The sequence below is a fragment of the Microcoleus sp. AS-A8 genome (assembly GCA_039962225.1).
In the GTDB taxonomy this organism is placed as follows: domain Bacteria; phylum Cyanobacteriota; class Cyanobacteriia; order Cyanobacteriales; family Coleofasciculaceae; genus Allocoleopsis.
The window spans coordinates 261,106-275,752 of record JAMPKV010000005.1; the positions used below are offsets into that span (position 1 = coordinate 261,106).

General features: G+C 47.6%; 9 protein-coding genes. 3 read left to right on the top strand and 6 right to left on the bottom strand.

What is annotated here, in order from left to right; all coding sequences use genetic code 11:
- Positions 1–21: 21 nt before the first annotated feature.
- Complete coding sequence (locus tag NDI48_10295) at positions 22–1,437, bottom strand: response regulator (protein MEP0831596.1); 1,416 nt, start codon at positions 1,435–1,437, stop codon at positions 22–24.
- Positions 1,438–1,586: 149 nt separating this feature from the next.
- Complete coding sequence (locus tag NDI48_10300; protein MEP0831597.1) at positions 1,587–6,242, bottom strand: PAS domain S-box protein; 4,656 nt, start codon at positions 6,240–6,242, stop codon at positions 1,587–1,589.
- Between the two features lie 387 nt (positions 6,243–6,629).
- On the opposite strand from NDI48_10300, the gene NDI48_10305 reads away from it, so the two are divergent.
- Positions 6,630–8,870, top strand: coding sequence for a PBP1A family penicillin-binding protein (locus NDI48_10305; GenBank protein ID MEP0831598.1), 2,241 nt, complete (start codon positions 6,630–6,632; stop codon positions 8,868–8,870).
- A 54-nt stretch (positions 8,871–8,924) separates the two neighbouring features.
- Here the strand turns inward: NDI48_10305 and NDI48_10310 are convergent, their stop codons facing one another.
- A complete protein-coding gene (locus NDI48_10310; GenBank protein ID MEP0831599.1) occupies positions 8,925–9,281 on the bottom strand; it encodes a glutathione S-transferase family protein in 357 nt (118 codons plus the stop codon).
- Between the two features lie 323 nt (positions 9,282–9,604).
- Here NDI48_10310 and NDI48_10315 point away from each other — a divergent pair, with 323 nt between their 5' ends.
- Positions 9,605–10,819: a transposase gene (locus tag NDI48_10315; protein MEP0831600.1), complete on the top strand. Its 1,215-nt coding sequence runs from the start codon at positions 9,605–9,607 to the stop codon at positions 10,817–10,819.
- A 33-nt stretch (positions 10,820–10,852) separates the two neighbouring features.
- Here NDI48_10315 and NDI48_10320 read toward each other — a convergent pair whose 3' ends face one another.
- The 3 genes from NDI48_10320 to NDI48_10330 all read right to left on the bottom strand — a co-directional run bounded on the left by NDI48_10320 (position 10,853) and on the right by NDI48_10330 (position 13,428).
- Positions 10,853–11,257 (bottom strand): biopolymer transporter ExbD, encoded by a 405-nt coding sequence (locus tag NDI48_10320; protein MEP0831601.1) that lies wholly within the window; start codon positions 11,255–11,257, stop codon positions 10,853–10,855.
- A gap of 99 nt (positions 11,258–11,356) precedes the next feature.
- On the bottom strand, positions 11,357–12,805 hold the full coding sequence (locus NDI48_10325; protein ID MEP0831602.1) for a DUF4335 domain-containing protein: 1,449 nt from the start codon (positions 12,803–12,805) through the stop codon (positions 11,357–11,359).
- Positions 12,802–13,428 carry a DUF3038 domain-containing protein gene (locus NDI48_10330; GenBank protein ID MEP0831603.1) on the bottom strand — a complete coding sequence of 209 codons (627 nt, stop codon included), beginning with the start codon at positions 13,426–13,428 and terminating at the stop codon, positions 12,802–12,804. The genes NDI48_10325 and NDI48_10330 overlap by 4 nt, the downstream gene beginning before the upstream one ends.
- A gap of 636 nt (positions 13,429–14,064) precedes the next feature.
- Here NDI48_10330 and NDI48_10335 point away from each other — a divergent pair.
- Complete coding sequence (locus tag NDI48_10335) at positions 14,065–14,583, top strand: adenine phosphoribosyltransferase (protein ID MEP0831604.1); 519 nt, start codon at positions 14,065–14,067, stop codon at positions 14,581–14,583.
- The last annotated feature ends 64 nt before the right edge of the window (positions 14,584–14,647 follow it).

Here is a 14,647-nt window from a genome sequence, read left to right on the forward strand (position 1 = left end):
GATGGGAACAATTCTAATCATTCACAATTGAATCAGTGGTCTTAATGGAATCTGAAGGACAAACTCTGCTCCCTGCCCTAATTGTGAGTAGCACTGCAACGATCCACCATGCTGCTCTTTGATAATCTGGTAGCTGATCGATAGCCCTAATCCCGTCCCTTCACCCACCGTCTTAGTTGTAAAGAAAGGGTCAAAGAGCTGGCTTTTCACCTCCTCAGATATCCCTGGGCCATTATCGGCAATCCGAATCGTAACCCCATCAGGCTCTAACGCCTCGGTGCGAATCACAATCCTAGGAGTCCATGCCTGTAGATTGATGATAGGTTCTTCACCCTTGTTGACCTCACGCTTTTGATTCTCCCCAAAAGTAGGGTTCGCACAGCGACTCAAGAGAGCGTCTATCGCATTAGTGAGAATGTTCATAAACACCTGGTTGATCTGCCTGGCATAGCACTCAACTTTGGGGAGTGAACCATATTCTCGGATGACTTCGATCGCAGGATGAGCGGATGTGTCTCTGAGCCGATGCTGCAAAATCATCAAAGTACTATCGAGACCTTCATGGATATCCACTTCTTTAATCTCGGCTTCATTGTGCCGAGAAAAGCAACGCAGGGATTCAACAATTTCAGCAATTCGCTTGGCTCCTACTTTCATAGAATCCATGAGTTTCGGTAAGTCGGACTCAATAAACTCTAAGTCCGTGTTCTCAATTGTTTCGCGGAGTTCGGCTGGAGGATTGGGTAAATATTGTTGATAGAGTTGCATCAGAGTCAGCAAGTCTTGGGTATGCTTTGCTGCATAAATAAGATTGCCGTAGATGAAGTTTACGGGATTATTGATTTCATGGGCAATGCCAGCTACAAGATTACCTAAACTGGACATTTTCTCACTGTGAACAAGTCGCGTTTGAGCCTGTTTTAACTGTTGTAAAGCCTGAGTTAGTTGTTGAGATTTCTCCCGTTGGGCCTGTTCTGCCTGCAAGCGATCGCTCACTTCCTGCTTGAGCCGCGCATTTTGCTCAGTCAGTTGCGATGCCAGGTTCCGAATTGTCAAGTGAGTCTCAATCCGAGCCAAGACTTCTTCGAGCTGAAACGGCTTCGTAATATAGTCTACGCCACCCGACCGAAAGCCTTTAACCTTATCCCCTACTTCACTGAGGGCGCTCATAAAAATCACCGGAATCTGCCGAGTTTCCTCCATACCTTTTAGACATGAGCAGACTTCATAACCATTCATATTGGGCATATTGATGTCCAACAAAATCAGATCGGGTGGTGATGCCTTAACTCCCATTAATGCCATCTCCCCATGCAAGGCACTCCGAACTTTATACCCCTGTTCGCTCAGTATGCTGGATAACAGGCGCAAGTTGTCCGGTGTATCATCAACAATTAAAATGTTGCCTTTAACACCCCGCTCTGGATTACTATTCATTTGAGGTTTGAGTGTAAAGTATAAAGTTTAAATTACGGCACACTTCTTCTAAGGGATGAAGTGTTAATAATGCAGCCGGAAGGAAGATACGAAACCCTAATATCATTGACTTGGCCTTAACGTTTATACTTCAAGCTTGAGCCTTCAGCCTATAAAGATGTCGAACGTTGAGTTAACTGGATGATTTGATCGAAACGAAAGTTATCAAGCCACTCGCGAAGAAGGTTTTTCAAGGCAATATTGGTTTCAGGAATTTGGCAGAGCAACTCCAAAATTACCTCACCATCCAACTCAGTGGCGGCTTGATGGAGAGCTATCACCCAGGAATCTGACATCATCCCTAGTTCCGAAACGCCTAACGTCTCTAGTCTTTGGCTATCGGGAGTCAAACCTTCTGGAGCAGGCTCTGATGGCGTAAAACTGAGGGATGGCGACTGTTGATAGATATAACGCACTCCCAAGTACTGAGCCATTTTTGCAAAAATAACCTCTTCTTGCACAGGTTTACGCACAAAGTCATCACAACCCGCCTCCAACGCCACACCTCGCTCCTCTTCAAAAGCACTAGCGGTGAGGGCAATAATCAGGGTATCCCCCCCTTGGGGTTGAGCTTTGATGTGTCGCGTGGCTTCATAGCCATCCATCACAGGCATTCGCATATCCATCCAGATCAGATGGGGGTGCCAACTTTCCCAAACCGCGATCGCTTCTTGACCATTCGCCGCCTCTCGCACCTCAAAATCCACTGTCTCTAAGCGTTTAACCAATAACTGACGATTCTCCCAAGTATCTTCAACCACTAGAATGCGATACTTGGGCTGGTTGGGTGCTAATTGGAGGACTCGTTGATTAGAGTGTAGACTTTGTTTTTCCGTGGCCTCAGCCAAGCCAAACTGAACATTAAACTTGAACAGGGTGCCCTCACCTAAACGACTGCTTACCGTAATTTCTCCCCCCATCATCTTGACAAATTGGCGCGTTATGGCTAAGCCTAGCCCCGTTCCTTGCTGAGAGTTTCGACCCGTTTCCGTTTGCACAAAGGCTTCAAACAACAGGTCAATTTCTTGCACAGCAATGCCAAGCCCTGTGTCTTCAACTTCAAAGAAGAGATGACGAAGGGGAGAAGGGGGGGTGGATTGAGGGGAGGAGTTGGCTTGCGCCCTTGTCCTGTTGCCCTCTTCTCCATTACCCAATCCCACGCGCAGCGTAACACGACCGACCTGAGTAAATTTGATCGCGTTCCCCAACAGGTTTAGCAAAATTTGGCGCAGCTTACTCTCATCTGTCTTCACATATTGGGGTATATCCGGAGTCCGCTCAAAAGTCAGTAGCAACCCTTTGGATTTGGCTTTGAGTTGCAGCATTTCTTCGAGATCATCGAGCAAGCGATAGAGGTTAAAACTCTGTTGATGCAGGGTAGTCCGACCGGCCTCAATTTTGGACATTTCGAGTACATCATTAATTAGAGTCAGCAGATGTTCCCCACTGCGACTAATAATTTTCAGATTTTGTTGCTGCTCCTGAGTCAGCAAGGAGTCGTGTGCCATGAGTTGAGAAAAGCCGAGAATCGCATTTAGGGGCGTGCGGAGTTCGTGGCTCATATTTGCTAAGAAGGCACTCTTGGCTCGGTTTGCCCCTTCGGCAGCTTCTTTAGCTAATCGCATGGCTTCCTCTGCGTTGTGTCGCGCCTGACCCATCGCCACTAATTCGCCGACCAACTTGAGTAAGCTAATATCTGCCTGAGACCATATTTTTGGCGAGTGGACTGTATCAAGGCCGATAAATCCAACCACTCTGCCAGAATGCACCATAGGTACAGCAACGATGGATTCAATTGATTCTTGTTGCAATTGGGTCTTATTGGCAACGGCTTGGGGTGGGAGGTCGGCGACACGGGGAATCTGAACCGGTTGGCCGCTGAGAATCTTGTGGTGGAGCCAAGAATGAGTCTCAACAAACAATACCGGAATGTCATGAATCGAGGACTGGCTGGCGTCAGTACACCACTGATGGGTAATGACGGCTTTGCTTTGATTGTTGTCGTATTCAAATACGTTACAACGCGCCGCTCCTAAGAACTGACCGATCGCTTGCAGGGTAAAATTGATGGCGCTATCAATATCTTGGTCAAGGAATTGTCTGGAAATACTGCTGAGCAGACTGTCTACCTGAGCGCGACGCTGGAGGGCCTCTTCGGCTTGTTTGCGCTTGAGTTCTGCTCCCGCACGAGCCGCAAAAATTCTCAAAATTAGCTCTCTGTCGGGATCGTAACTCATCGGCTTGGTGTCCAGCACGACCAAATTACCTAAGACATTTCCGCTGGGGTCAATTAGTGGCGTTCCCAAATAGCTTTGGGCGGCTAGCTCAACTAATTCTAAACTCTTGGGAAACAGGGCTTGCACACCTTCAGGGTAGTAGCAGGTTTTCCCAGCTAGGACGTTTTCACAAGGGTACTCGGCTAAATCATATTCAAAGTTTTCTCGCCAGGTTTCACCTTGCCAGAAAGCCAGAGTTCGCGAACTCGTTTTCACCGTATTCGCCCACTCCGCGACGAAGGTGTAACGTACTCCCAGCACCTCAGCTAGAGAACGGACACAGGCGCGAAAGAATTCTTCGCCTGTCTTGGATGCTGTCCCCTCGAAAATTAATCGCAGCGCCTCTTCTTTTCGCTTGCGTTCGGTGATGTCTTCAGAAATGCACAGCAGGTGCGTTGGCTTGCCTTGGTTGTCAAATAGGGGTAACTTTTTCGTTCGTAGTAGGATAGTGCCTCGATGCTTGGTGTCGAACGGCTCTTCGGCTATTTCTATTAACTTGCCTTGGTTCACCGCCTCTATGTCTTTTGCTTGGAAGAAGTCGGCTTGCTCAGTCGGCTGAAAGTCATAAACATTGTGCCCTAGAGCCTGCGCTCTTGGTATGCCGAACATTTTCTCGCAGGTTTTATTCCAGAGTACGTTGCGAAAGTTATTATTGACATCTTTAGCAAAAAGTGATATTGGAATATTTTCAATAATGCTGTCTAAAAAGCGTTGAGAGTGCAACAATTCTTCTTCCAGGCGTTTGCGATCGCTAATATCAGTGAGTACTCCCTCAAAGCAACCTGCTTCTACATCCAGACGTACCCCAAACAATCCCCAGCGAACTGAGCCATCTGGCTGGCGAAACTGGATTTCAACGTCTTTGACTGCGCCCTCTTGATAGACTTTAGCCAGCATTCGCTGTCTATCCTCTGGATTAGCATAAAACTCATGGCTGAATTTTTGCCCAATCACTTCGCTGGCACAGTCATAGCCCATCATCTCAACGCCGCGTTGATTAACTTCTAGAACTAAACCATCTGAAATGCGAGTACGAAAGATACCGATTAAGGAGTTCTCGAAGATATTACGAAACTTTAACTCGCTTTGTTGTAAGGCAATTTCGTATTGTTTTCTTTGTGTAATATTTTGGGCAAAAACAAAATAGCCAGAAATTTTACGCCCTTCGGTTGGTCGTGTAATGTCTGCTTCTGACTGATGCGGAATTAGTGTGTTCTCCCAATACTGTTCCTCTCCGTCGTGAGAGTAAACATACTCGAAACAAACTTTTTTCCCGGCTAAGGCGGCTTTAATATACTTTTCTCTTTGTTCATAGATTGGACGCGCCAAAATATCTCGAACATGTTTTCCGATGATTTCTGAAGTCGAAATCTTCATCACATCCGTATACTGTTGATTGACAAATTGATAGCGCTCTTGGTTGTCAACATAAGCCACTAAAGCGGGTATATTATCAGTAATTGTGCGAATTTGATTGGCAGTTTCTTGCAAAGCTTGTTCAGCTTGTTTACGGGGTGTAATGTCACGAAAAAAGGCACAAATGTATCCTTGTCCGTCAACTTCTACATAATTCGAGCTAACTTCTACGGGGATTAACTGACTTTCTTTACTAAAAAAATTAGTTTCAAATACAAGAGAACCCTCACGCTTAATTTCTTGCCAGTACTGTTGCCATTTTTCGGGAGTAACGTTTGGGTTTTGTTCGCACACCGTAGAGGCAAGTAGCTCCTCTTTGGTATAGCCAAGCAAACAGCAAGCGGCATCATTCACATAGACATGGCGTGAATCTGAAGCAATCCAAATGATGGAATCTAGGCTGTGATCGACCGCAAAATGAGTTAACCGCAGTGTTTGTGTTGATTGTGTCGCTTCGCTGAGATGAATTTCTGGCGGCAAGTCTTGGGTGCGCTCTTGTAGCTGCTGTTCCAGCGTCTGCGAATAATCCTTTAATTGCTGATAGAGTTGGGCATTTTGTAGTGTGATTGCCGCTTGTAAACAGAGTAGTCTTAAAATTTGCGATCGCTCAGGTGTAAATGCCCCTGTAGTGATATTGTTTTCTAAATAAAAAATTCCAATCAGTTGGCCTTGACCACAAATGGGGGCACACAAAATAGATTTCGATTGATGTTGACGGATGTAAGGATCGCTTGTAAAATCTCCCTCACTAACAGCATTGTTTAAAACCAGGTTTTTTTGAGTTATGGCTACATCATGAATCACTGACACAGGTAATTGTTCGCTCGTTTCCACAGGGATCGATAGACCCACAACAGTCTCGTCAGCTTCGATCAAGAGTTGCCCGTTACGGTTCAGGATAAGAAATCCTTTCTGGGCACCCGTATTTTCCATAACAATCTTGATTAAAGCTGCCATTAACGGCTCAATATTCACTTCACCCACGAGGACATCTGAGGCTTCGATGACTGCCGTTAAGTCAAGAGAATCTGAATGATCGTTGTTAGTTGTGTTTGCCGAAGTGGATGAATTCATAGTGTGAAGAGCGGTGCTGTTAACTCAAAAAATCTGAAGTTTAGAGGATGAAAAAAAAGATACGGTACAAGGTTGTGCCAGAGTAGGAGAAAAAAAACAAAAATTTTCCATATTCAAGAGTTATCCTTTCATCCGGAGCAAAACTTGAGGATGAGGTAACTTGATATTTCATACTTCAGCCTTCAGTGGACAAGTGGCAAGGCGGTTGACCCACTGGACAAGATTATGTGCAACAAGTAACAATTGAGGTCTGCGGTTCTTGTATATACTTCAAAATGATAATGAATTGCTCAATTTCATCTCAAAAACGGCAACTCACAACGGCTCCCTGAGAGTAGCGAGTAAAATGAATCCAGAGCTAGAAAGCCTATAGCTCTTCCCTTAAAGATGAGTTCCCCCCAACCGCCCCAACAGCCAAAAACGCTGCTCACTCATATAACTCAGGCCGTACAGACGATTCAGGCCAGAGTTAACTTTAATGCACTGGCGCTCAAGCCTAATGCCAGAGTCCCAGAACTCTTGGTACAAGACGCTGGTGCACCTAAAGCTGAAGTCTATCCCTTATTGGGAGACCGTTACTTGCTCGGACGCAGCTCTAAATCCTGCGATATCGTGGTACGCAACCCCGTGGTCAGTCAGATTCATCTGTCTTTAGAACGCTATGGGCGGCGTCAAAGAAACTTTATCATCAAAGACGAAAACTCCACGAACGGGATTTATCGAGGCCGACGCCGCCTCTCTTCCCTCATACTGCGCCACGGTGACATCCTCACGATTGGGCCACCCGAACTGGCCGCCGCAGTACGGTTAGAGTATGTCGATCCACCCCCTTGGTATATCCTGGCCATTCGTTATGCCCTTTATGGTGTGGGTGGATTAACGGCTTTGTTGGTCTTGCTCATCGGCATTGAGTGGCTCAAAGTGCCAGTACGACCCTTACCATTAGGGGTTCATGGGCCAGTAGTGATTTCTGCTGATGATGGAACGTTCCTACGTCAGCCGCGTACCACAGCCCACCGCGAACTGCAACGACTATCGGAATTTTCGCCCTACTTGCCTAAAGCCGTAGTTGCCTCAGAAGACAGCCGCTTTTACTGGCACTTTGGAGTAGACCCTTATGGTATTGCACGAGCCTTGGTGACGAATTTCAAGGGCGGTGGCATTCGTGAAGGGGCGAGTACATTAACGCAACAAGTCGCTCGGAGTTTGTTTACCGACTATGTTGGGCGAGAAAACAGTGCAGGCAGGAAATTCCGAGAGGCGGTCGTTGCGATGAAGCTGGAGACGTTCTACAGTAAGGACGAAATCTTAAAGCTTTATTTGAACCGCATCTACTTGGGGATTGATGCTTATGGCTTTGAAGATGCAGCTCAGTTTTATTTTGACAAATCTGCGAAAGATTTAAACCTCTCAGAAGCCGCAACGTTGGTGGCGATTTTGCCCGCTCCCAATCGGTTTAACCCGATTCAGGATTACAATACCGCCTTGGGATTGCGGAATCGCGTGATCACTCGGATGCGTGGCTTGGGCATGATTACTCAGCAAGAGGCGAACGAGGCAAGGCGATCGCGTATTGAAGTCAGCTCGAAAGCCACTGAATTCTTGGCTAGCACTAAGGCACCCTATTTCTATAGCTATGTCTTCGAGGAACTGCGGGAGTTACTAGGAGAAGATTTGGCTCAAGAAGGAAACTTTATCGTGGAAACCGCTCTGGATCTGAACACTCAAGCTAAAGCGGAAACTGCGCTACGTTCCTTTGTGAACACGGAGGGGTCTCGCTTGAGGTTCTCCCAAGGGGCGCTTGTTACTCTTAATACCAGCAACGGCGAAATTCATGCCCTCGTAGGAGGGATGAACTACCAACAAAGTCAGTTTAATCGCGCCACCCAAGCCAAGCGACAACCCGGTTCTACGTTCAAACTCTTTGACTATGCCGCCGCTTTAGTGCAAGGTATCTCCCCCGGTAAAACCTACTCTTGCGCCCCTGCCTATGGCTTACGAGGGTGTGAACGTTCGGGGGGAGCGGTTGATATGTACACTGGCATGGCGCAATCGGAGAATGTGGTTGCTGTGCGAGTGGCGATGGATGCGGGTATAGATAATGTGGTGCAAACGGCGAAACGCCTAGGTGTACGCTCAGAACTGAAGCCCGTTCCGCGTTTGGCGATTGGTCAAAGCGAAGTCAACGTGTTGGAAATTACAGGTTCTTATGCGGCGATCGCAAATCGCGGCTTCTGGAATCGTCCCCATGCAATCAAACGCATTCTCGACAGCGGTCAGTGCAAAGACACAAACGACCGAAATACCTGTCGTGTCATTTACAGCTTCGACCAGAGTCGGGACAAGGGACAACAAGCCGTCTCACCCGAAGTTGCCCAGACGATGACCGCTTTGCTCAGGGCTGTGGTGCAATCTGGAACTGGTCGCTCTGCGGCGATCGCACCAGATGCAGCGGGGAAAACGGGTACGACAGACCGAAACGTTGACCTGTGGTTTATTGGCTTTATTCCGAGTAATCAGTTAGTCACGGGTATTTGGTTAGGGAATGATGACAACTCTCCGACTAGCGGCAGTAGTGCCCAAGCTGCCCAGTTATGGAGTAACTATATGCGTCAGGTTGTCCAATGAATCTAATCTTATCGGGGAAGAGGCTGATGTGCCCTTAATCCTTGAACGAGGATTCTAATGCACCAGGCCGGAGGCCATGACCGACTTCAGGGCTTCTATGGCCTCCGGTGTAGCCTCAGTCGCTTGCCACGCCTCCCTGGCCATGAGGCGATCGCACCAAGCACTCAGCTTCGGATAGTCACTCAAGGACATGCCTCCTCTCGGCAACCAGGGTATGACAGTTCCAGCCGTAACTTCGGCTAGAGTTAGGTTTTGACTAGCAAAGTAAGGGCGCTCATCTAGTAACTTCTCAAAAAACGTCAGCACTGTTGCAACTTTCTGCTGTGCTTGCTTAATGTTTTCTGAGTCTCCTCCAGGCAAGCCTAAAAGCTGCGGAGCCAGGAAAAAAACAGCAGGCCATAACTCATTCATCAGAAAAATGGGTAGAAACCCCGTGCTTTTAGCACGGCTTTATCGGAAAGCGCCTTATATCCCCTGCCGTCGATGCGAGGAGATATAAGGCGAGGCAGCGCAGGTACGTATAGCAAAAGGCAGAAGGCAGACCGGAGATGAGAGTGAGGACAGAAGGCTTTTATGTTTATTACTGCTACGTGGTCGTTTGGGCCGTTAACTCTGTCCTAACCTTTATGGCGACAGCTATAGCGGCCCAATCCCTTTGGCACTAAATTACGAAACTTAATCATCAAGCTTATGCCAAACGTAATAGCATAATAAGGGGGGATTAGGTCGATGCCATGATAATTTACGAATTCAGGGTCAAAGCGAAAGACACTCAATACAGAGCAATTGATGAGGCTATTCGCACATCGCAATTCATCCAAAACAAATGTCTACGCTATTGGATGGACAACGAAAAAGTAGGCAAGTATGACCTCAATAAATATTGTGCTGTGTTGGCAGCAGAATTTCCCTTTGCTGACGCCCTCAACTCAATGGCTAGACAAGCTGCGGCTGAACGAGCTTGGGCTGCAATTGCTCGGTTCTATGACAATTGCAAAAAGAAAGTCTTGGGGAACAAAGGCTATCCAAAATTCAAAAGGCACACCCGCTCAGTTGAATATAAAACTAGCGGCTGGAAGCTTTCTGCAAATAGGAAAGCCATCACTTTCTCTGACAAGAAAGGAATAGGGACTCTTAAATTGAAGGGAACCTATGATTTGAACTACTATGACATCAAACAGATTAAGCGAGTCCGATTAGTCCGTAGGGCTGATGGGTATTATGCTCAGTTTGCGATTGATGTCAAAGTCAGGATAGAAACTGAACCAACGGGTCAAGCTATTGGTTTAGACCTAGGACTCAAATTCTTCATTGCCGATAACAAAGGCAATACGGAATCCTGTCCTCAGTTCTATAGAAAGGCACAGAAGCAATTGAACCGAGCCAACCGCAAGAAGTCCAAGAAGTTCATTCATAGTGCCAAGCCGCAGTCGAAAAACTACTACAAAGCTAGGAGTCGATATGCTCGGAAACATTTAAGAGTAAGTAGGCAACGAAAAGAATACTGTAAGCGAGTTGCGTATTCCGTCATCCAATCTAACGATTTGGTAGCCTATGAAGACTTGAATGTTCAAGGGCTGGTCAAGAATCGGCATCTAGCTAAATCAATCAGTGATGCAGGATGGTCAACATTCCGCCAGTGGTTGGAGTATTTTGGCTTTAAATATGGGAAGCTTACGATTGCCGTACCTCCTCATAACACAAGTCAAAATTGCTCTGATTGTGGGAAGAAGGTGAAAAAATCCCTATCAACCAGAACCCATATTTGTCCACATTGCGAATTCATTGAAGATAGGGATACAAACGCTGCTATTAACATCCTGAAATTAGCACTGTGTACGGTAGGGCATACCGGAACTTACGCTTGGGGAGATTTGCCCTCTTGGGCAGTTGGAGCAATCTTGCTGTCTAACGGCGAGTCCGTGAACCAAGAATCTCCGCACTTCTAGGGCGGAGAGTGTCAAACCCTAAACTCAATTGACTTAGGAGCTTTCGGCAGCGATCGCTAATTTGACTCCCTGAATTCGACGCAAGCGATCCATCACACTGACCACCACACCGTGAGGAACCCTGGCATCCGCATTAATAATTACTAAGGATTGTGAGGCCGAGCCAACTTGTGCTCTTACAGCACCTTCGAGTGAGTCTAGGGCAATCGGCTGACGGTTTAGGGCAATTGCGCCATTCGCCTGAATCGTGACATTCATTGGAGCCAAGGGCTGCGTTTCGGCTGTTGTGGCTTTGGGTAAATTGACCGGCAGTCCTTCCGAGCGTGTTAAATACAGCGACGAAATGATAAAAAAAGCCAGGATACAGAAGAGAATATCAATCATCGACACGAGGTTGATCAGGACAGGAGTCTCTTCTGATTCATCGGTAAGACGCATAACATCGTGATCCTTAATGATTCGATCTCTTGAGCATCCCTGCCCTAAAAGGGCTGAGGAGAAGGTTGAGACAATCTTCCCCCCTTCTCCCCTCCTAATCTAATAAGGACTAACTTCTAGAACCCCACTCGGCTTAAATACGACCCGAAACTGAGCGCGAGGTTTTTGCTCTGACGTCTGTACACTGGTCAATCCAGTAGCCTCCGGCTTGATTAATTTCTCAAGAGGAGTTTGATCCACGTAATCCGAGGCCGGTTGATTCTTTTCTTCATAGTCGGCAATAGCACCCTCTTCGGTAACAGCGACCCGATAAACTAAATCCTTGGGAAACTTGGGAGTTTCACTCCAGCTTTCGCGAATTTGCTTATAGAGTTGTTCTTTCAAACGACTCACCGAGGTCGAATCAGTAATTTGTGGCCCTAAGGAAGGTTTACTCGAATAGCCACGCCAAGGACTGATTTCTAGAGAACCTTTTCGGGTTCTGTTAAACACAACTCGGAACTGAGCAATGGGTTCGTTGTTGGGAATACTGCCTGTAGCGGGCATGTAAAGCAAGTCAAGCAGAGGGGTTTGCTTTGCCGCCTCAGCCGGTGTTGACCCGACGGGCTGGTAGCCGATAATGGAGCCATCTCTAGCTACACTCACCCGATATTGCAAATTCTGAGCCGCCTGCCCCCGGTCTTTCCAATTGGCATCAACTTTCCTGTAAAGCCGCCGTTGCAAAAAGCGTAGCTGCGTTGCATCGCTAATCTCTGGATTGGAAGACAGAAGCTTCTCTAAATCAGACGATGACGGAGGTGTGGGTTTGGCGGTTGCGGTTGGCAACGGAGAGGCAGTGGCAGAAGGAGAGGGAGAACCTCCAGGGCTAGGGGAAGCCGTATTACTAGCGTTGGGCTGAGGTGTGGGGGGTTTGGGTTCGCGAGGAATAGGAACCAGGAAAAACGCGATCGCAGATAGTGCTAAACCTGTCACTCCCAACGCGGCTGGGGCGGCTCGCTTCGCCATCGGTTCGTCAGCTTTGCGATGACGCCTGGACACTGGCTCTAACGACACCTTTAGGTCAGGTAGTGTTCGCCCATCCGCAAGAAACTGATCGATGGCCTCGACCAAGTCAAATAGCTGTACCGTTGTCAGCGTGAACTGACCCGCTATGCCTTGAGCCATCCCCGCAAACGGTGAGGGTGGCATCCCTCCCCCAGAGTGAGCTGGGATAGCCTCAGCCGTGGCAAAAAGGATTAACCGATGTAAATTTTTGTCCGGCAGTTTCTGGAATTGCACCAGTTCAGGCTTATCCCCATACAGTTTGGGGTGATGAACCTGGCTTAAAAACTCCTGAGCATAGTGACTTACAGACCGCACCAGGCTTTCAAAAAAGTCACGTCCACCTCTCAGGGGTTGCTCTGCGCCAGAGAAATAGCATTCAGCATTGACCAAGATGGTCATCAAAGGGCGGGAATCGATTAGACCGCCTCCCGTGGGAGGATTGTTGCTCAAGCCTTCTAGGACGAGCGTGCAATTTGGCAAACTGTACTGGCGTCGAATGGTCATGCTACTTCTCCATCAAAGAGGCTGGACCAAAATCGCTGCATTCCTGAGGTTCCTGTACAGAACAAAAGCTGGCTCAACAGCGAAATAGCCAGCTCATTCAATTTTTCATCCGAGTTGTAGATTGCCACTTTCGCCCGTCGTGGATTCATCCGACTGCGAAAATGCGCCCTGAATCGCTCTAGATACTCAGACAACCGAAAATGGTTTTCCAGGGGTACTTGTTTCTCATGCAGTTGTTGATAAGCCAAAAGCAATTGCCGAATCAACACTGTGAGTCTTCGCGCCAGATGAGAGGCAATGATCACTAAAGCTTTGGCTTCTTCTAGGGTGAGGGGACGGCGAGTATAGGAGCGCCGCAAGGGATTGCTAGAACGCATACGCCACAGAGCCACCCGATTTTTAACCACGTTTTGAAGTTCGAGTTCCTTCGCCGCAAATAGCATGGCTTCAGAACCTCCCAGTTCCAGAGCTTCAATGGCAAGTAGAATGAGGTCAATCTGCTGCCGAGTTCGTGGCGGGCACCCTCGCTCTGAGATCAGGGGGTCGGGTAAATTATCTAAAATTAGGGATCTCGTCTGGTCCTGGGGACTATTGGTCGGCATTACGCTCACAGAAAGATTCATTCCAACTAGCAATTGAGGGTAAAGGGGTTTTGGTCAAAACGATGTCAACTAAAGACTGAAGGATTAAAGCTAAAGGCTGAAGCCTTGCCTGGTCACCCACTCTTGAGGGTTAGTTTAACGGGACAAAGTCCGGCATGAACCTTCTTTATAAGAAGAGCTTGCCCTATGTTGAGCAAAGCGTCTAGCAGAAATTCATACTTCATACTTCGTACTTCTTTAGTCAAGCGGGACGGGAGCCTGTATAATAGCTGACTTCTGACGTTGGCATTTGTGCCCAGAGTTCGGTGTTGCTCTACTTAGAGCGATGATTCTCCTCTTTGAGGCTATCACTTTACGCCAGATTGGCTGGGGTTAGGGTCAGACCCAGAGGAGCCACCCGAAAAGGGGATTTCAAACTTCAGCGACATCTACTTCTTATCTTCAACGGCTTTACCTGAATATCTGAATAATAAAAATATTCGTGTGGACTCTCCAGTCACACGTTCGGTCTTAAGTGTTAGCAATTATCAAAAATGTCCAGCCTTCTATTGTAGGATGCGAGCAAGGGGCATATGGCAAGTCCTATCTTAGAGCTCTGTGCTGCGATCATGCCATAGATGCCAAGTCAAACTACCAATCAAGTGAGTTTACCTGTCGATGGATTTAAAGTCTCTGATTCGCGATATCCCGGACTTTCCTAAACCGGGAATTTTATTCCGAGATATCACCACTCTACTCCGCAACCCAGACGGACTGCGCTACACAATCGATACGTTGACCCAAAAATGTAAGGAGGTGGGGCTTGCGGCTGATTATGTGGTAGGGATGGAATCTCGTGGCTTTATTTTCGGACCGCCGCTGGCTTACCACCTCAATGCTGGCTTTATCCCCGTGCGAAAACCAGGTAAGCTCCCTGCGGCTGTACATACTGTTGAGTATGAACTCGAATACGGCATCGATCAGTTAGAAGTTCATCAAGACGCCATTCATCCCGGCAGTCGGGTTTTGATTGTCGATGATTTGATTGCTACAGGTGGAACCGCAGGGGCTACCGCCAAGCTACTCCAAGAGATCGGCTGCGAATTGGTCGGCTTCGCGTTTATCATCGAGCTACGGGATTTGGGTGGGCGTCAGCAACTACCCGATGTACCCGTAGTGACGTTGATTGAGTATTAATAGAGGGTTGAAGGTTGAAGGTTAAAAGGAGTCAACCGATCAACCCGCTTTCATGGCTTTCCCC

Bases quoted from the DNA above. Each gene is read 5' to 3' on its own strand.
- NDI48_10295 (MEP0831596.1), bottom strand. From the start codon at position 1,437: ATGAATAGTAATCCAGAGCGGGGTGTTAAAGGCAACATTTTAATTGTT.
- NDI48_10300 (MEP0831597.1), bottom strand. From the start codon at position 6,242: ATGAATTCATCCACTTCGGCAAACACAACTAACAACGATCATTCAGAT.
- NDI48_10305 (MEP0831598.1), top strand. From the start codon at position 6,630: ATGAGTTCCCCCCAACCGCCCCAACAGCCAAAAACGCTGCTCACTCAT.
- NDI48_10310 (MEP0831599.1), bottom strand. From the start codon at position 9,281: ATGAATGAGTTATGGCCTGCTGTTTTTTTCCTGGCTCCGCAGCTTTTA.
- NDI48_10315 (MEP0831600.1), top strand. From the start codon at position 9,605: ATGATAATTTACGAATTCAGGGTCAAAGCGAAAGACACTCAATACAGA.
- NDI48_10320 (MEP0831601.1), bottom strand. From the start codon at position 11,257: ATGCGTCTTACCGATGAATCAGAAGAGACTCCTGTCCTGATCAACCTC.
- NDI48_10325 (MEP0831602.1), bottom strand. From the start codon at position 12,805: ATGACCATTCGACGCCAGTACAGTTTGCCAAATTGCACGCTCGTCCTA.
- NDI48_10330 (MEP0831603.1), bottom strand. From the start codon at position 13,428: ATGAATCTTTCTGTGAGCGTAATGCCGACCAATAGTCCCCAGGACCAG.
- NDI48_10335 (MEP0831604.1), top strand. From the start codon at position 14,065: ATGGATTTAAAGTCTCTGATTCGCGATATCCCGGACTTTCCTAAACCG.